This window comes from Flavobacterium sp. J27, from assembly GCF_004303025.1.
Lineage (GTDB): Bacteria > Bacteroidota > Bacteroidia > Flavobacteriales > Flavobacteriaceae > Flavobacterium.
Window position 1 is genome coordinate 26,965 of the sequence record NZ_PJQW01000016.1, and the last position, 19,532, is coordinate 46,496.

The window sequence follows — 19,532 nt, forward strand, 5'->3', positions numbered from 1 at the left end:
TGTTAAGAACGTTAAATGATGTTAAACTAAAACAACCAAAAAAACTGTATGAATTCAATCATGATTTATGTGCCTGTTATTATGGCATTATTAGGTTTAGCTTTTATGTTTTATAAGAGAGCCTGGGTTTTAAAGCAAGATGCTGGAGATGGTAAAATGAAAGAAATCTCCGACTATATATATGAAGGTGCTTTGGCTTTCTTAAAGGCAGAATATAAATTATTAACTTTTTTTGTTATTGGTGCAAGTATAGCTTTAGCAGCCATTTCTTTTATAGTACCTACAACACATATACTTATTGTAGTCGCTTTCATTTTTGGAGCTATTTTTTCTGCTTTAGCAGGAAATATGGGGATGAAAATTGCCACAAAATCTAATGTTAGAACTACACAAGCTGCTAGAACTAGTTTGCCACAAGCTTTAAAAGTATCTTTTGGAGGAGGAACAGTAATGGGGTTGGGTGTTGCAGGGTTGGCAGTTTTAGGGTTAACAACTTTCTTTATTGTATTATATCAAATCTTTATGAATGGAGGTTGGACTTCAACGGAAGATATGACTATTGTTCTTGAAACCTTAGCAGGATTTTCTCTTGGAGCAGAATCCATTGCACTTTTTGCTCGTGTTGGTGGTGGAATTTATACAAAAGCAGCCGATGTAGGTGCAGATCTAGTAGGTAAAGTTGAAGCAGGTATTCCCGAAGATGACCCTCGTAATCCTGCAACCATAGCAGATAACGTAGGAGACAATGTAGGTGATGTTGCAGGTATGGGAGCTGATTTATTTGGGTCATATGTAGCAACAGTATTAGCGGCAATGGTTTTAGGAAATTATGTAATCAAAGACATGGGTGGAGCTATTCAAGATGCTTTTGGTGGTATTGGTCCCATTCTATTGCCAATGGCCATTGCTGGTTTTGGTATTTTGTTTTCAATTATAGGAACATTATTAGTGAAAATTTCGTCAGATAGTGCTAAAGAAGCACAAGTTCAAGGGGCTTTAAATAAGGGAAATTGGTTATCTATAGCTTTAACTTTAGTCTCTTGTTATTTCTTAGTAAAATACATGTTGCCTGAAACAATGAAAATGGAATTCTTCGGTGAAGGATTAAAAGAAATTTCTTCCATGCGTGTATTTTATACTACTATTGTAGGATTATTTGTTGGAGGTGTTATTTCTTCAGTAACTGAATATTATACAGGGTTAGGTACAAAACCAGTTTTAGCTATTGTTCAAAAATCTTCAACAGGAGCAGGAACCAATGTAATTGCTGGATTGGCAACGGGTATGATTTCTACTTTTCCAACGGTTTTATTGTTCGGAGGTGCCATTTGGGCTTCTTATGCTTTAGCAGGTTTTTATGGAGTTGCTTTGGCTGCTTCAGCTATGATGGCTACAACAGCAATGCAGTTAGCTATTGATGCTTTTGGTCCTATAGCTGATAATGCTGGAGGAATTGCTGAAATGAGCGAATTACCAAAAGAAGTTCGTACAAGAACAGATATTTTGGATTCGGTAGGGAATACTACAGCTGCAACTGGTAAAGGATTTGCTATCGCTTCTGCTGCTTTAACTTCTTTGGCTTTATTTGCAGCTTATGTTACTTTTACAGGAATTGATGGAATTAATATTTTTAAAGCGCCTGTTTTAGCTATGTTATTTGTGGGTGGAATGATTCCTGTTGTTTTTTCAGCTTTAGCAATGAATTCTGTTGGAAAAGCAGCTATGGATATGGTATATGAAGTACGTCGTCAATTTAAGGAGATTGCTGGTATTATGGAAGGAACTGGAAAACCGGAATATGGTAAATGTGTTGAAATTTCTACAAAAGCGGCTTTACGTGAAATGATGTTGCCAGGAATATTAACGATTGGCTTCCCTATTGCAATTGTACTATTAGGAAAATTAATTTATCCTGAAAACAATCAATTAATTGCAGAAATGTTAGGAGGTTATATGGCTGGAGTTACAGTTTCTGGTGTGCTTTGGGCAGTATTTCAAAATAACGCTGGTGGAGCTTGGGATAATGCAAAAAAATCTTTTGAAGCAGGTGTTGAGATTAATGGAGAAATGACATATAAAGGTTCAGATGCACATAAAGCTGCTGTCACAGGAGATACCGTAGGTGATCCTTTTAAAGATACTTCGGGTCCGTCTATGAATATTTTAATTAAATTAACATGTCTAATAGGTTTAGTAATTGCACCTATTTTGGGTGGACATTCTGCTACATCAGATATGGCTATGGGAACTTGCTGTCATAAACATGTAACTATGGTTGAATGTAATTCTATGAGTGAAGTTGAATGTATTGAAAAAGGATGTGTAAATCCAAATTGTAAAATCTTACAAGGAGAAGTTGTACACAGTTTAAATCATGAAGATCATCAACATGCTAATATGGAAAAAGATATAAAAGTAGAAAAGATAACTAATGAAGATGGTTCTGTAAAGGCGGTTGTAAAAATGACTGAAACTATGGATGGAGAGGAAAAAGTTACAGAAAAAACTTTTGAAGGGACCGAAGCAGAAGTTGATGCTCAAATTGAAGCTTTTGGGAAATAAATTTTAAAATACTAGAAACAAAAAATCTCTTTTAACGTATTTTAAAAGAGATTTTTTGTTTCTAGTATTTCTTTCAATACATTTATAGAAGATTAAAGAACGATTTTTTAACATGAAAAATAGGAGAGATTTTTTAAAGACAACAGCTGTAGCTTCGGTAGCCTTTGCACTGCATTCATTTAAAACGAATGGTGAAAATGAGAATGAAAATTGTAGTAAAATAAACAAACCAATTGTATTATCTACTTGGAATTTTGGAATACAAGCTAATGAAGCAGCTTGGAAAATTTTAAAGGATAAAGGACGTGCTTTAGATGCGGTGGAAGCTGGAGTTAAAATTCCAGAAGGAGATCCGAATGAAAGAAGTGTTGGTTTTGGTGGTAGACCAGATAGAGATGGTAAAGTAACCTTGGACTCTTGTATTATGGATGAATTTTCGAATATTGGTTCGGTAGCCGCGTTAGAGCATATTAAACATCCTATTGCTGTAGCTAGAGCCGTTATGGAGAAAACTCCTCATGTTATGCTGGTAGGAGAAGGGGCTTTACAATTTGCAGTTTCCCAAGGATTTAAGAAAGAAAAATTATTGGTTGAAGCGTCAGAAAAAGAATGGAAAGAATGGCTAAAAAAAAGTGATTATAAACCTATTGCAAATATTGAAAATCACGATACAATTGGTATGATTGCTTTGGATAGTCATGGAAACCTTTCTGGAGCCTGTACAACTAGTGGTATGGCTTTTAAAATGCATGGCAGAGTAGGCGATTCACCTATTATAGGTGCAGGTTTGTTTGTAGATAATGAGATAGGAGCTGCCACAGCTACCGGACATGGAGAAGAAGTTATTCGAATCGTAGGATGTCATTTAGTAGTTGAATTAATGCGACAAGGTAAAACACCTCAAAAAGCTTGTGAAGAAGCTGTGACACGAATTGTTAAGCTAACAAAAAATAGGCATAAAAACTTGAACGATATTCAAGTAGGCTTTATCGCTTTAAATAAAAAAGGAGAATATGGTGCCTATTGCATTCAGAGCGGTTTTAATTTTGCAGTTAATGATGTTTCTGGAAATAAACTAATCGATTCTGATTATTTTTTGAAATAAATTGAACTGTAAAATGCCACAATTAGAAATTGCTTGTTTTAATTTAGAATCTGCTGAAATCGCTCATAAAAATGGAGCTGATAGAATAGAATTATGTGTTGAAATGAGCAAAGGAGGCACAACTCCTTCCATTCAAATGATACAAAATGCGAAAGCAAAAATCAACATTCCTATTTATGTAATGATTCGTCCAAGAGGAGGTAATTTTGTATATAGTGAAACAGAATTTGAATGGATGAAAACAAAAATTATGGAGTTAAAAGGCATTGGAGTTGATGGATTTGTTTTTGGGATTTTAGATAGGGAAAATAAGATAAATAAGATACAAAATAGAACACTCATAGCTTTGGCAAAACCGTTACCTTGTACTTTCCATAGAGCTTTTGATGAGGTGCCAAATTCTTTCGAAGCATTAGAAGCACTTATTGCATGTGGATTTCAGACGATTTTAACTTCTGGAAATGCAAAAAATGTTAACGAAGGAGTCAATCAATTAGAGGTTCTGGTTCAAAAGGCAACTAACAGAATAACAATTATGCCAGGTGGTGGTTTACGATCATCTAATTTAAAAGAGATTTACGTCCAAACAAAAGCCACATTTTATCATTCTTCTGCCATTACAGATGGAACAGAAACGGCTAATCCCATAGAAATTCAACGCTTAAAATCGATAGTAAATGAATAAGTTTTTTGTTCTTTTTTTTATGCCATTTTTACTGTTTGGACAAAATTTAGAACGCTCTTTAAGTGCTGAAAATTGGAAATTTAAACAAGCTAATAAAGAGAATTGGTTAACCGCAACAGTCCCTGGGACGGTGCATACTGATTTGTTAGCCAATAATATGATAGCCGATCCGTTTTTGGAAACTAACGAAAAAGAAGTGCAATGGATCGAAAAAGAAGATTGGGAATATAAAACGTCTTTCTTTCTCTCACAATCAGAACTCCATTTTAAGAATATCGATTTACAGTTTGATGGTTTAGATACGTATGCTTCTGTGTTTTTAAATGATCAACTCATTTTGGAAGCTAATAATATGTTCCGAATTTGGAAAATTCCAGTTAGGAAGTATTTGCTAGAAGGAGAAAATACACTCAAAGTGGTTTTCAAATCAGCAGTAATCGAAGAACAAAAATTAGCTAAGAAAGCATCTTTTAAATTACCTACAGATGAAAGAGTCTATTCAAGAAAAGCACCTTATCAATACGGTTGGGATTGGGGACCAAGATTGGTTGCAGCAGGAATTTGGAAACCAGTAAAATTATATTTTTGGAATCAAGTTACTTTGGTAAACAGTAGTTACAAGCAAGTACAATTGAATCCTAAAAAGGCTGATTTAGAGTTTAACGTAGCGGTGTTTTCTGAAAAAAAGAAAGTAATTACGGTTAAGATTAATGATTCAATTGTAAAATTTGAATTACAACAAGGTTTGCAGACTATTCCCATAAAATATAGGATAAATAATCCTGAATTGTGGTGGTGTAATGGTTTGGGAGATCCCAATTTGTATGCTTTTAAGATTAGCTTGTGTGATGATTTTCAAGAAATTGAATCTCAAGAAATGAATATTGGTTTACGTACCATTGAATTAATTCAAGAACAAGATGCAATCGGTAAAAGCTTTTATTTTAAGTTGAATGGAAAACCTGTTTTTATGAAAGGAGCCAACTGCATTCCAGAGGATAGTTTTTTGCCAAGAGTTGAGGATAGTATTTCTCAAAAACGAATAGAAGACGCAGTTGCAGCAAATATGAATATGTTGCGTGTTTGGGGAGGCGGAGTATACGCTAGTGATGCTTTTTATAATCTCTGTGATAAAAATGGAATTTTAGTGTGGCAAGATTTTATGTTTGCGTGTGCGATGTATCCAGGAGGAAAAGATTTTTTAGAAAACGTAAAACAAGAGGTAATCGATAATGTAACTCGAATTCAAAATCATCCTTCTTTAGCGCTTTGGTGTGGCAATAATGAAATAGACGAGGCATGGCATAATTGGGGTTGGCAAAAGCAATTGAACTATTCTAAAGCAGATTCTACTCAAATATGGAAGGATTACCAAAAAGTATTTCATGAATTAATTCCAAATACGTTGGATAGTTTGTATTCAGAAAAAAAAGTCATTTATTGGCCATCTTCTCCTTCCATTGGTTGGGGAAGAAAGGAAAGTTTAATACAAGGAGATGCTCATTATTGGGGCGTTTGGTGGGGGAAAGAACCTTTTGAAATGTATGAGAGAAAAGTAGGTCGTTTTATGAGTGAATACGGATTTCAAGGAATGCCTGATAAATCCACATTTAACTATTTTGCCAATGGAAAATCGTTAGAGTTTGATTCAGAAATTATAAAAAGCCATCAAAAACATCCCACAGGTTATGAAACCATAAAGGAATATATGCAACGTGATTATATAATTCCAAAAACCTTTGAAAATTATGTTTATGTTTCTCAATTGTTACAAGCAAAAGGAATAAAAACGGCCATTGAAGCGCATAGAAGAGCAAAGCCTAATTGTATGGGAACACTCTATTGGCAACTCAATGATTGTTGGCCAGTTACTTCTTGGAGTTCTGTTGATTATTTTGGTAACTGGAAAGCCTTGCATTATCAAGTAAAAGAGAGTTTTGAAAACCTACTCCTTTCGGTTGAAGAAACCAAAGAAAAGTATCAGGTGTATTTGGTAAATGATAGTTTGCAGGATATTTCTGGTAATTTAATTGTAAAAATAATTGATTTTAATGGAAATGTCATCTTTGAAAAATCTATTTCAACAATGGTAAAGGCTAATGCAAGTAAAATTGTATATTCCTTTACAAAAAAAGACATTCCTAAGAAATATCGAAAAAAATCGGTTATGCAACTCAAGTTTATAACGGAAGGGAAAAAAGTAAATACTAACTTTTATTGGGTTAAACCCAAAGACTTACAGTTGCAAAAACCCAATTTAAAAATAACAAAAATAGATGCGCTAACCTATGAGATTACTTCTGATGTGGTTGCGAAAGATGTGTACTTGTCATCAGATGAAAATGCTCATTTTAGTAACAATTATTTTGATGTTATACCTAATGAAACCTATAGAGTAACATTGTCAAATCCAGTAAAAATAATAGATATTAAAAGCTTATTTAATACTTTTAACTAAACATGTTTGCCAACTTCCCAGCCTGTTTTTTCTAAATATTGGTTGCCACTTTCAATGGCTCCTTCTTCTAAGGTAGTTCCCATAGAATCATTCCAACGATTTAAATAACCAAAAAGTGAAATAACACCAAGCATTTCTACAATTTCTCCTTCGTTCCAATACTTATATAATTCTGTTTTAATATTCTCATCAACAGTATTTGGTACCAAAGAAGCGGCCAAAGAGAAATCTAACGCAGCTCTTTCGGCATCTGAAAAAGCAGGATGCGTTTTATATTCCCAAATATGATCTAGTTGTTCTTGCTCAGCACCATAACGCTCGGCAGCTCTTATGGCATGTGCTTGACAATAACGACAACCTGTGGCATTGCTACTTACCCAAGCAATCATTCTTTTTAAAGCCGAAGTAACGCGACCTTGGTTTTCCATTACAGCTTTGTTTAAATTGATAAATGCTTTGGAGATTGCAGGCCTGTGTTGCATGGTTAAAACCGAATTAGGACAAAAACCTAAAGTTTCATTAAAGAAAGTAGCTAATTCTTTTGTGGCAGTATCATGATCTGGATGTAAAGGAGTAACTAATGGCATATTGTGTTTGTGTTATGTTGTGATACGAAAATCCCCTCTTTTGGAGGGGTTTCTAAATTAAAATAAACCGTTTATTTCGGCATCTATTTTGTTAATAATGTTTCCTAAATCTTCAGGATTGTCTACAAAGTTTATATTGTCTACATCAATAATAACTAATTTTCCTTTATCATAGGTTTCAATCCAAGCTTCATAGCGCTCATTTAATCGACTTAAATATTCAATAGAAATAGTATTTTCATAATCTCTACCTCTCTTGTGGATTTGGCTTACTAAATTTGGAATTGAACTTCTTAAATAAATTAATAAATCTGGGGAGCCAACTAGCCCTTCCATTAAATCAAATAAAGACTTGTAATTGTTGTAATCTCTATTGGTCATTAAACCCATTGTGTGAAGATTAGGAGCGAAAATATTAGCATCTTCATATATAGTTCTATCTTGAATAGTTGTTTTTCCAGATTCTCTAATTTGTAAAACTTGTCTAAAACGACTGTTCAAAAAGTAAATTTGAAGATTAAAACTCCAACGTTCCATTTGATGGTAGAAATCATCTAAATACGGATTATCAACTACGTCTTCAAAATGCGCTTCCCATTTAAAATGCTTGGCTAATAATTTTGTTAAAGTTGTTTTGCCTGCTCCAATATTTCCTGCAACTGCTATATGCATTATGGTAAAAGTATTTTATAGTTAATAACTTTATTTGGGGTAAAAATAGATAAAAATCCATTTTTATAATAGAATTTGTTGAATGATTTTTCAGAAATATGTATTTCGTACATTTTGTTTTCTCCTAATTTAAATAAATATAACAAATTTGCTCTCCGAATAAGATAATTTTCATTGGAAACAATTTGAACAGCGTCATATTGTGGGATTTTTCCTAAGGTTTTGATGTTTCCATAAACAGAAATTACAGCACTTATATTGTTTTCATCAATCCAGTAAAAATAATTATAATCTGTAGTGTAATCTTTTATCTTTTGGGTTAAAGGAGTGGACTTAAATTGAAATGTGTTGGCATTGAAATTATATAATCCAATTTTTTGATTGGTAAAATCATAAAACCATATTTGATTTTGAATCGCTAACCCAATGCAATCAAAATTTAGGAGAGACTCTAAATTATTACCTTCAATTTTATGTGTTTCGTTTAGTTGACTGTCTAACAAAACAATTGTGTTGAAATCTTTGTAAAATAAAACAACTTGTAATGGATTGTATAAATCAATATGGTTAATATTTCCTAAAGAGAAGTTATTGTAATTTTGTGTTTTACCATTGGCAATTTTATAAAACACATTGTTTTTACTGTAATATGAGGTTTCTTTTTGTTTTTCAAAAAAAGAGATATTGTCAATTTCTAACGAATCTAAAAGTGTGGTTTTTATTTGTTCTTGCGCTTGAAAAACAAAATGAAAACTGAGAAACAAAATAAGACTATTAAATTTCATTTAAAAATTAAACCTTTTTTATAAAATTGATTCTAAAGATAGTATTTTAACTTTATATTGAAATACTTATTGTAACAAAAAAGCGATTTCAGAGTCTATATTATATACAAAAACAAATATTAAAATGAAAAAATTAATACTACTTGCATCATTTTTTCTTTCTGCTACTTTTTATGCCCAAGAATTTCAAGGAACAGCAGTATATGAATCTAAAACTAGTACAGCAGAAATGATGAAAAATTTTGGTGGTAACCGAGAAATTACACCAGAAATGCAAAAAAACATAGAAGAAAGAATGAAAAAAATGTTTGAAAAAACATTTATTTTAAATTTTAATAAGTCGGCATCCATTTATAAAGAAGAGGAAAAACTAGATGCTCCAGGGAATAATAATGGTGGTCGTATGATGATGTCTATGATGGGTGGAGGAGGAACACAGTATAAGAATGTAAAAGAAAAATTATATACTGTTGATAAAGAGTTTTTTAGTAAAGAATTTTTAATTAAAGATAGTTTACCAATGTACCAATGGCAAATGGGTTCGGAAACTAAAAAAATAGGAGAATATACTTGTTTTAAAGCTACAGCAGTTGTTGCAACTGATCCAACCGATTTTAGAAACTTTAGAATGAGAGGGTCAAGAAACAATGAAAATAAAGAAAAAGAACAAAAGGCAAAAGATTCTGTTAATGCTACTAAGAAAACGAATTTTATGAACGATGATATTGAGCAGATAAAAGAAAAAACAATCACAGCTTGGTATTGTCCTGAAATACCAATCAATCAAGGTCCTGATAAATATTGGGGGTTGCCTGGGTTAATTTTAGAAGTTAATGATGGAACTACGGTGTTATTATGCTCAAAAATTGTATTGAATTCTAAAGAAAAAGTAGAAATTAAAGCACCAACAAAAGGTAAGGAAGTAACTCAAAAGGAATATGACGAAATTGTGAAGAAAAAAATGGAAGAAATGAGAGAAATGTATGGTGGTCGTGGTCAAAGAGGTGGCGGTCCAGGTGGTAGAAGAGGGTTCTAATTTTTAACCAATTAACTTATAGCCTCGACCTCTACTGTTTATAATTTGAACATTAGGGTCGAGGCTTAATTTTTTTCGTAAACGTGTAATAAAAACATCCATACTTCTACCACTAAAAAAATCATCATTCTCCCAAACGATTGTTAAAATTGTTTCTCTAGTGATTATTTCTCCTTTGTTTTTTAATAATAATTCTAAAAGTAAGGCTTCTCTATTTGTTAATGAAAATGTTTCTTTGGGGTGTGTTAATAATTGTGTGTCTGGGTTAAAATGATACTTTCCAATTTGAAAATTTGTTTTTTTATCAATTTGTAGCTTTCTTTCTGATAAAGCAATGATTCTCACAATTAATTCTTCCATACTAAAAGGTTTTCTAATGTAATCATTACAGCCTATTTTAAAGCCTGTAACCACATCTTGGGTTTGAGATTTAGAAGTTAAAAACAAAATAGGGATTACTTTGTCTACTTTTCTTATTTCAGTTGCTACAGAAAAGCCGTCAATTTTAGGCATCATAATATCCAAAACTAAAGCATCAAAAGAGTTTTTGTAAAACGTTTCTAGTGCACTTTCTCCATTCTCGCACAAAGTAACTTCAAAATCACGATTTTCTAAACTTTCTTTGATGATTAAACCTAATGAAGACTCATCTTCTGCTAACAATATTTTTAGTTTAGTATCCATAAGGCAAAGTAATTCTAAAGATTGTAGGGTTAGTGCTTATTAACGCTAATGTGCCGCTGTGTTTGTGTATAATTTCTTTCGAGTAATACAAACCAATGCCATACCCTTTTACATCATGTAAATTTCCAGTTGGAATTCGGTAAAACTTTTCAAAAATAGTTTTTTCTTCTGCTTTAGGAATGCCATTGCCATTATCTTCCACATCAATAATAATGTTGTTGTGTTCTTTAATGCATTTGATGGTTATTGTATCTCCTCCATATTTTATGGCATTGTCAATTAAATTTGAAAAAACATTTTCTAAATAAAAAGGATCTCCTAAAAAATAGACCTTGTTTTCGGTAGTAATAAAAGATAATTCTTTGTTTGTTATGGTTTTGTATTTTTCAATAATCCCATTTAATAATGGAATGAAGTCAATTTCTTCATAACTTACATTTAGGTCTTCTGTAGGTAAGATTGCCGTCTCTAAAATTTTCTCCACCATACTTTCTAGTTTTATCAGTTGGTTTTTAGAAATGGAAATGTATTTTTTGTTTTTTTCTAAATCGTTGGTAGGGTTGAAATTACTCATGCCTTCTAAAGCAGTAGCAATTGTAGTTATGGGCGTTTTGAATTCATGGGTAATATTGTTGATAAAATCATTTTTTATTTCATCCATTTTCTTTTGTTTGTTAATGATATAAAGCATAAAAAACAAACAGCCTATTACAGCTAATAAAAAAATAAAAGACAATACAAGCTCCATTCCCATGCGTTGGAAAAGTTGCAAGTTGGAATACTTAAAATCTAATTGTAAAGTTTCATCGGGTTTGAAAAAAGAAGATTTAGGGGTAATTTTTTCTGAAAATATTTCTTTATTTGTAGAAAAATAATAAAATAGAGAATCTTTTTTTCGATGCTCAAAGCCATAATCTAACCCAATTTTTTTTCGATTTAATTCCGATTTAAAAATGGAATCTACCGATTTATATCGAATCGTATCACTTGACATGTTAATTACTATGCGATTCGGAAATTGTTCTAAACCACCAATTTGTTTTTGAGCTGTCATGCCTTTTAAAACTCTAATGGATTTGTTTTTTGGGTGCGAATCTTGTTTAGTGTCTGCAAAAAATATTTTTGTATCAATTTTGACATTGTCATCACTAAAACTTTCCAAAAAAAGACTATCTGTTTCTCTTCTTTTAGGAGAGTTCATCCTAATTTCGTTCTTAAAAAGAGAATCTTTTAAAACCAGATTGATAAAATCTTTTGATTTTAAATCTTTATCTGTGCTAAAAAAACTAATTACATCTTTTTTAGATTGCTCTGTAAAATAAATTTCTAATGCTTTGTCATAAGCAATCTGAATTTCATTAAAAAGACGATTCTTGTTTGTAATATAGTTTTTATAATTCCAATAGACTTGAAGGCATATCGTACTTAAAATAACGATACTTATAAATAAAAATATTTTTTTGACATTGATATTCATGTTTCAAAAATAGGAAGTATTTTAAAAGAATAAACACCGTTAACATACGTTAACAAAGATTAACCCTTTGTTTATATAGGAAGTTTTTAGTTTGTATCATAATTTAAAATAAACTAAAATGAAAACATACATTTTTACAACGTTATTCTTGTTTTTTATCTTAAACAATGTAGCTCAAGGTATTCAAGGAGTGGCTTCTTACACTTCTAAAACACAATTGAAAGATTTTAATATTACGAGTAATGATTTAACACCTGAGATGAAAGATCAAATGATGGAAAAAATGAAAAAAGCATTTGAAAAAACATTTGTTTTAAATTTTACCAACTTTGAATCGTTATATCAAGAAGAAGAAAAATTAGATACACCAACGCCCAATTCTGGTCCTAAAATGAAAATGGCATTTATAGGTAGTAGTACTTCTGGTAAATTATATAAAAACTTTAAAAATAATCAATATATAAAAGAAGATGACATTTTTGGGAAAGAGTTTTTAATAACAGATTCTATGCAGAAAATGAATTGGAAATTAACCAATGAGCAAAAGAAAATAGGAAATTATACTTGTTATAAAGCACAATTAATTATACCTGTATCTGATGAAGAAACAAAACAATATCAAGAATTTAAAAAGAAAAAAGAAGCAGGTAAAACAACACTTTTTGAAATAAAAGAGCCTAAAGATGAGGTTGTCGAAGCATGGTATACCTTGGAAATACCTATTCCAAACGGTCCTGGTAAATATTGGGGTTTGCCTGGATTAATTCTAGAATTACATGAGTTTAATACTGTTTTTTTGTGTAATAAGATTGTTTTAAATCCAAAAGATAAAATAGAAATAAAAATACCAAAAAATGGTAAAAATGTTTCTCAAAAAGAGTTTGATGCCATTCAAGAAAAAAAACTAAAAAGCATGACCAATGAAAATGGTGCTATAGAAATAAGAATAAATTAAACCTTTTGAAAAAGAAATAGTCTAAATCAAGAAAATTAACGATTTTGAATGTAACAAATAAATATAAAACAAGTCTTGTATATGTATAAAAAAACAAATCTCATGAAGCAAATTCTATTTTCATTTTTACTATTTGTTACTTCTTTTGGTTTTGCACAAAATATTCGTTTTGAAGGGGTTGTGAAAGATAGTACTGGTGTAGGTTTAGAAATGGCAAATGTTATGGCTATTAATACTGAAACCAAAGCAATGGATGCTTATGCAATTACGAATGAAAAAGGGAAATATGTGCTAAACTTAAAGGCGAATACTTCCTATCAAATTAAAGCAAGTTATATCGGATTTCAAACTTTTGAGCAAACGATAAAAACGACTACAGAAAACACCACTTTCGATATTAAAATGGCACAAGGTGTACAATTGAAAGATGTAGAAGTGGTTTATGAAATGCCAGTTTCTATTTCAGGAGATACCATTATATATAATTCAGATTCGTTTACTAATGGAACAGAACGTAAATTAGAGGATGTTTTGAAAAAATTACCAGGTGTAGAGGTGGATTCTGAAGGGCAAATTACTGTAGAAGGAAAATCAGTACAAAAAGTGATGGTTGAAGGTAAAGATTTTTTTGATGGAGACACTAAAATCGCTACAAAAAATATTCCTGCCAATGCGTTAGATAAAATTCAGGTTTTACGTAATTATAATGAAGTGGCAAACCTTCGTGGTTTAGAAAATAATGAAGAAAATGTTGCCCTTAATATTAAATTAAAAGAAGGGAAAAAGAATTTTTGGTTTGGTGATATGACAGCAGGAATAGGTGTAGGTCATGAAGAAGATCGTTATATTATAAATCCAAAGCTATTTTATTATAACCCGAAAATAAGTATTAATGTTATCAGTAATTTTAATAATATAGGGGAGTTGCCTTTAACGACACGTGATTATTTTAAATTTACGGGTGGTTTTAGAAATATGATGCGAAAAGGAGGTTCTAATTTTACTGTTTCTTCCAATGATTTAGGAATTGGAAATTTAAATAACAATCAAGCAGCAAATATTGATACTAAATTTGGAGCAGCAAATTTTAGTTATAATCCAACAAAAGCCTTAACCTTTAGTGGTTTTGGAATTATATTAAATAATAAAACAAATACTAGGAATTTAGCCATTACAGATAGACCAGATGAAGGGGATTTACAAGATGAAACAAGAGAAGATTTGTCCTTTCAAACCACAACACAAACCTTGTTGAAACTAAGTTCAAGTTATGTGCCATCAGATAAGTTACATGTTGACTATGATGCGCTGTTAAAATTTTCTGATCAAAAAGAAAATCAATCCTCTATATCTAATGTTTTAGGGGCGATTTATACCAATAAAAAGCAAAATCCAATTTCGCTTAATCAAAATTTCAATTACTATTATACTTTAAATGATAAAAGTGTTTTCGCTTTTGAAACACAGCATTTATACCAAGAGGAAGATCCTTTTTACAATGCAATTTTAGTAAATAATCCTTTTCCTATAATAGATTTTCAAGCGCAATCACTTTATAATATTAACCAAAATAGATTTGTAAAGACAAATAAGTTGGATGTTAAAGGAGATTATTATTACATGGTAACTCCTAAAAGTAATATTAATTTAACTATTGGTAATACATATTCTTATCAAAATTTTAATTCAGATATCTTTCAAATTTTAGACAATGGTACTGTTAATTCTAATTTAATAGAGGAAACAAGAAATGATGTAGATTATGCTTTTAACGATGTTTTTGTAGGATTGCATTACAAGTTTATAACGGGTAAATTTACTTTCAACCCTGGTTTTAGTGTACATCAATATAACACAAAAGACAATCAATTAGGTACTTCGAATACCATGAGTTTTAATCGTTTTTTACCTGATGTATATGCTTTGTATCAAATTAAAAAATCGGAAACATTAACCTATAATTTTTCATTGCAAAATAATTTTACAGATATTACAAAATTAGCTGAAGGATATGTATTTTCAAATTACAACAGTTTGTTTAATGGGAACCGAAATCTAGAAAATTCCTTATCTCAAAACCACAGTCTACGTTATTTTAAATACAATATGTTTAACTTCGAAAATATTTTTGGATACCTAAACTATACAAAACAAGTGGATGCAATTAAAAGTAAAGCTTTGTTAAGCAATGTCTTTCAAACGTCTACTTCTGTAAATTTGCCTTCAAATTTTGCTGATGAATCTATTTCTGGTGCCTTTAACTATGGACGTTCTTTTGCGAAATATTATAAAGCTTCCTTTGGTTTAAGTATGAATTGGGGAAAATATAATAATATTCGTGTCTTTCCAGATGCTGATTCAGATCCAACAAACAATCCAACTTCAGTTCAATCTACAGAATCTTTTACACAAAATTATAATGTAAAATTTTCTACTAATTATAAAACCTTACCTAATTTATCTTTAGGATATACGTATACAATTAACGATAATTTTACTGATACATTTTATACAGATAGTCCAACAATAGGTTTGGAATACTATTTCTTAGATGCCTTTTCTTTCGTTTCTGATTATACATTCAACCACAATAGAAACAAATCTAAATCGGTTGATAATGAGTATGATTTCTTAAGTGCAAGTCTTATTTATCAAAAGAAAGATAGTAAATGGGAGTATAAACTTTCGGGAACGAATATTTTAGATACAAAATCATTAAATAATAATAGTTTTAATCAAATTGCAGGAATTAGTAATTTCTCCAGTTATTTTGTGCAACCAAGATATATTATCTTAAGTATGAAATATAATTTATAAAAAATAAAGATAGAGTTAGTTATAAAAAAGCCTGACATTATAAATTACTGTCAGGCTTTTTTTATTTATTAGGATTAAAATTAAAGTCCAAATGCACTTTTAATTTTGTCTACAAAATCTAGTTTTTCCCAAGTAAATAATTCAACAGTAACTGTTTTTTCATTGCCTCCTGGCGCAGTAAATGTTTTGGTTACAGTTTCAGATTTTCTACCCATGTGTCCGTAAGCAGCGGTTTCACTGTAAATAGGATTTCTTAATTTTAAGCGTTGCTCAATAAAGTAAGGTCTCATATCAAATATTTCAGCTACTTTTTTAGCTATTTCACCATCGGTAATGCTTAATTTACTTGTTCCATAAGTGTTTACGTAGATATTGGTAGGTTCAGCTACTCCAATAGCATAAGAAACTTGTACTAAAATTTCATCGGCTATTCCTGCTGCAACTAAATTTTTTGCAATGTGTCTAGTAGCATAAGCTGCCGAACGGTCTACTTTACTTGGGTCTTTTCCTGAAAAAGCACCACCACCATGCGCTCCTTTTCCTCCATATGTGTCAACTATAATCTTTCTACCTGTTAAGCCAGTATCACCATGAGGTCCACCAATTACAAATTTTCCAGTAGGATTAATATGGTATTTAATACTATCATTAAATAAATGAGCATATTGCGGGTTTTTTGCAATAACTCTTGGAATCAAAATTTCGATAATATCTTTTTTAATTTTTGCTAACATTGTTGGTTCATCAGCAAAATCATCATGCTGTGTTGAAACAACAATCGCATCAATGCGTACAGGTTTATTATCGTTGTTATATTCTAATGTTACTTGAGATTTAGCATCGGGTCTTAAGTATGTAATGGCTTGATTTTCTCTTCTTAATTCTGCTAGTACTTGAAGAATTTCGTGTGAAAGTTTTAATGCTAATGGCATGTACTCTTCTGTTTCATTCGTAGCATAACCAAACATCATCCCTTGATCTCCTGCTCCTTGTTCCTCTTTTGTTGCTCTGTCAACTCCTTGATTAATATCAGCAGATTGCTCATGAATTGCAGAAAGAACACCACAAGAATCTGCTTCAAACATATATTCGCTTTTGGTGTAACCAATTTTACGAATGACTTCTCTTGCTATTTGTTGAACATCTAAGTAAGTTTTCGATTTTACTTCACCTGCTAAAATTACTTGCCCAGTAGTAACTAACGTTTCACAAGCTACTTTTGATTCTGGGTCAAATGCTAAAAAATTATCAATTAATGCATCACTAATTTGGTCAGCTACTTTGTCTGGATGTCCTTCACTCACAGATTCTGACGTAAATAAATAAGCCATAGTTTCTTTTAAATTAAGTGAGGTATAATTGAACTAATTGTATAGGGAAATACTAAAGAAGTTTGTGTACTGCTTTAGCATTTTTTATAATACTTTAAAAAGTATTAAGAGGTTGCAATCAGTTCAAATTTTTCCTCTTTTTATTAATGGGGCAAATTTAGGAAATCAATTTGAATATAAAAGCGATTCTTTTTAATTTTTAAATATATTAACATTTTTAATTAAAAACTAGAATGTCTGTTTTTTTTAGTTTTAAATTTTAATTGAATGTGTTTTGTTGGTTTTTTAAACTGTTATTTGCTTTTTTTTGTGTAAAAAACAGAAAATAACACTAATTTGTTTTGTGTGATAGTTTTTTTTTCTACTTTTGACAAAAATAAAAGAAGAAAGATAAAATGAATTTTTTAGTTTGCAATATGTGTTGTATGATGTGGAAAACTCCGCAGAGTATTACTATTGCTTAAAAAATAATTTATAAATATAAAAGCTATTAGGACCTCTGCAGAAATGCAGAGGTTTTTTATTTAAAATATATTCTAAAATTTTGAATCAGAAGTATGAGTCCAAAAAATATTAGTACCATTTTATTTCAAAAAAATAACGTATCCAAAGGTATTTCTATTACTAAAAAGAAAATAGAATTTTGGATAGAAGATTTGTTTGCATGGTTGTTTTGTAAAAATGGAGAATGTACAAACATAGAGTTGTTTAAACATAAAGAAGAAGCTTTACAGTTAGATTTGCAACTGTTTTTATCTCAAGTAGGTGTTGTTGATAAGATTGCTATAGCTAAAGGTTTGTTTGACGATTTAGTAACTATTCATCATGATCTGTTAGATGATTTAGAGGCAATTATGGCATTTGATCCAGCTGCAAAATCTGAGGACGAAGTGTTGAATGCCTATCCTGGTTTTTTTGCAATTGCGGTTTATAGAATTGCAAATAACCTTTGGAATAAAGAAGTTGTCATCTTGCCAAGAGTATTGTCTGAGTATGCACATAGCAAAACAGGAATTGATATTCATCCAGCTGCTTCAATTGGGAAACGTTTTTTTATAGATCATGGAACAGGAATTGTTATTGGTGAAACCGCAATTATTGGGGATGATGTAAAAATATATCAAGGGGTAACATTGGGCGCATTAAGTGTTAGTAAAGATAAGGCTACTCAAAAAAGGCACCCTACGATAGAAGATAATGTTATTATTTATGCGAATGCAACTATCTTGGGGGGAAGCACTGTTATTGGAAAAGGTTCTGTTATAGGTGGAAATGTTTGGCTAACCGAATCTATTCAAAAAGAAACATTAGTATATCACAAAAGTGAAACAATCGTAAAATCAAAAAATAAATTCTCTGATCCTATAAATTTTATAATTTAAAAAAAATAATATGAAAGTAGATACTATTTTAGAAACAATTGGAAATACTCCAGTAGTCAAAATCAATCGAATGTATGGTTCAAATAAAAATGTTTGGATAAAACTCGAAAAAGCAAACCCTGGGGGAAGTATAAAAGACAGGATTGCCTTAGGTATGATTGAAGATGCTGAAAAAAAAGGTTTGCTTAAACCAGAAAGTGTAATTATTGAACCTACCTCAGGAAATACTGGAATCGGCTTGTCTTTAGTTGCTGCTGTAAAAGGTTATCGTGTTATTTTAGTAATGCCTGAATCGATGAGTGTGGAAAGAAGAAAATTAATGGAGATTTATGGTGCTCAATTTGAATTGACAGCTAGAGAGAAAGGAATGAAAGGTGCTATTGAAAGAGCAGCGGAATTGGTTCGTGAAATCCCAAATGCTTGGTCACCTTCTCAATTTGATAATCCAGCCAACGTGGAAGCGCATAAGAAAACAACTGCTTTAGAAATTATGGAAGATTTTCCAGATGGCTTAGATTATATTATAACAGGAGTCGGAACAGGTGGTCATATTTCTGGAGTTGCAGAAGTTTTAAAAGAAAAATTTCCTAAACTGAAAGTAATTGCTGTAGAACCTGAGTTGTCTCCTGTTTTAAGTGGCGGAGCTCCAGGGCCACACCCGTTACAAGGTATAGGGGCTGGTTTTGTTCCAGGAAATTATCACAGTCAATTTATTGATGAAGTCATCCCTGTTTCTAAAGAAGAGGCTTATGATTTTGCTGGTAAAATTGCTTTGGAAGAAGGGGTTTTTGTGGGAATTTCAACAGGTGCTTCTTTAGCAGCTGTAGCCAAAAAAATAGCAACATTACCTGATGATGCAGTGGTACTGACATTTAATTATGATACAGGTGAGCGTTATCTTTCTGTAGAAGATTTGTTTTAATAGTTGCATTCGTTTTATTTATTGAAACGAATTATTTTAATAATAAAGTATATAAAAATTTAATTATTTACTCT

At 31.1% G+C, this 19,532-nt stretch carries 15 protein-coding genes; 9 read left to right on the forward strand and 6 right to left on the reverse strand.

Annotation, left to right across the window (positions count from 1 at the left end; all coding sequences use genetic code 11):
* The first annotated feature begins 48 nt into the window (after window positions 1-48).
* From CX675_RS17800 to CX675_RS17815, 4 genes are all read left to right on the forward strand, one after another.
* Entirely contained in the window at window positions 49-2,562 is a 2,514-nt protein-coding gene (locus tag CX675_RS17800) for a sodium-translocating pyrophosphatase (protein ID WP_130736604.1), read from the forward strand.
* A 112-nt stretch (window positions 2,563-2,674) separates the two neighbouring features.
* Complete coding sequence (locus CX675_RS17805; protein WP_130736605.1) at window positions 2,675-3,667, forward strand: isoaspartyl peptidase/L-asparaginase family protein; 993 nt, start codon at window positions 2,675-2,677, stop codon at window positions 3,665-3,667.
* Between the two features lie 13 nt (window positions 3,668-3,680).
* Window positions 3,681-4,352 carry a copper homeostasis protein CutC gene (locus CX675_RS17810; RefSeq protein WP_130736606.1) on the forward strand — a complete coding sequence of 224 codons (672 nt, stop codon included), beginning with the start codon at window positions 3,681-3,683 and terminating at the stop codon, window positions 4,350-4,352.
* A complete protein-coding gene (locus CX675_RS17815) occupies window positions 4,345-6,810 on the forward strand; it encodes a glycoside hydrolase family 2 protein (protein WP_130736607.1) in 2,466 nt (821 codons plus the stop codon). The genes CX675_RS17810 and CX675_RS17815 overlap by 8 nt, the downstream gene beginning before the upstream one ends.
* On the opposite strand, the gene CX675_RS17820 is transcribed toward CX675_RS17815, so the two are convergent.
* The 3 genes from CX675_RS17820 to CX675_RS17830 are packed head-to-tail and all read right to left on the reverse strand — an operon-like array spanning window position 6,807 to window position 8,854.
* Window positions 6,807-7,397 carry a carboxymuconolactone decarboxylase family protein gene (locus tag CX675_RS17820; RefSeq protein ID WP_130736608.1) on the reverse strand — a complete coding sequence of 197 codons (591 nt, stop codon included), beginning with the start codon at window positions 7,395-7,397 and terminating at the stop codon, window positions 6,807-6,809. The two genes, CX675_RS17815 and CX675_RS17820, sit on opposite strands and share 4 nt — an antisense overlap.
* A 57-nt stretch (window positions 7,398-7,454) precedes the next feature.
* Complete coding sequence (locus tag CX675_RS17825; protein ID WP_130736609.1) at window positions 7,455-8,069, reverse strand: deoxynucleoside kinase; 615 nt, start codon at window positions 8,067-8,069, stop codon at window positions 7,455-7,457.
* A complete protein-coding gene (locus CX675_RS17830; protein WP_130736610.1) occupies window positions 8,069-8,854 on the reverse strand; it encodes a hypothetical protein in 786 nt (261 codons plus the stop codon). The genes CX675_RS17825 and CX675_RS17830 overlap by 1 nt, the downstream gene beginning before the upstream one ends.
* Window positions 8,855-8,978: 124 nt before the next feature.
* On the opposite strand from CX675_RS17830, the gene CX675_RS17835 reads away from it, so the two are divergent.
* Complete coding sequence (locus tag CX675_RS17835; RefSeq protein ID WP_130736611.1) at window positions 8,979-9,890, forward strand: GLPGLI family protein; 912 nt, start codon at window positions 8,979-8,981, stop codon at window positions 9,888-9,890.
* Window positions 9,891-9,893: 3 nt separating this feature from the next.
* Here the strand turns inward: CX675_RS17835 and CX675_RS17840 are convergent, their stop codons facing one another.
* Window positions 9,894-10,574 carry a response regulator transcription factor gene (locus CX675_RS17840; protein ID WP_130736612.1) on the reverse strand — a complete coding sequence of 227 codons (681 nt, stop codon included), beginning with the start codon at window positions 10,572-10,574 and terminating at the stop codon, window positions 9,894-9,896.
* Window positions 10,564-12,051, reverse strand: a complete 1,488-nt coding sequence (locus CX675_RS17845; protein ID WP_130736613.1) for a sensor histidine kinase KdpD — start codon at window positions 12,049-12,051, stop codon at window positions 10,564-10,566. The genes CX675_RS17840 and CX675_RS17845 overlap by 11 nt, the downstream gene beginning before the upstream one ends.
* A gap of 118 nt (window positions 12,052-12,169) precedes the next feature.
* Here CX675_RS17845 and CX675_RS17850 point away from each other — a divergent pair, with 118 nt between their 5' ends.
* Window positions 12,170-13,006 (forward strand): GLPGLI family protein, encoded by an 837-nt coding sequence (locus tag CX675_RS17850; protein WP_130736614.1) that lies wholly within the window; start codon window positions 12,170-12,172, stop codon window positions 13,004-13,006.
* Between the two features lie 102 nt (window positions 13,007-13,108).
* Entirely contained in the window at window positions 13,109-15,823 is a 2,715-nt protein-coding gene (locus tag CX675_RS17855) for a TonB-dependent receptor (protein ID WP_130736615.1), read from the forward strand.
* An 80-nt stretch (window positions 15,824-15,903) separates the two neighbouring features.
* Here the strand turns inward: CX675_RS17855 and metK are convergent, their stop codons facing one another.
* On the reverse strand, window positions 15,904-17,154 hold the full coding sequence (gene metK, locus CX675_RS17860; RefSeq protein ID WP_130736616.1) for a methionine adenosyltransferase: 1,251 nt from the start codon (window positions 17,152-17,154) through the stop codon (window positions 15,904-15,906).
* Between the two features lie 557 nt (window positions 17,155-17,711).
* Between metK and epsC the strand changes: the two genes are divergently transcribed.
* Both epsC and cysK read left to right on the forward strand, forming a co-directional pair.
* Entirely contained in the window at window positions 17,712-18,536 is an 825-nt protein-coding gene (gene epsC, locus CX675_RS17865) for a serine O-acetyltransferase EpsC (protein ID WP_130736617.1), read from the forward strand.
* 10 nt (window positions 18,537-18,546) lie between these two features.
* Window positions 18,547-19,458 carry a cysteine synthase A gene (gene cysK / locus CX675_RS17870; protein ID WP_130736618.1) on the forward strand — a complete coding sequence of 304 codons (912 nt, stop codon included), beginning with the start codon at window positions 18,547-18,549 and terminating at the stop codon, window positions 19,456-19,458.
* Window positions 19,459-19,532 lie beyond the last annotated feature (74 nt).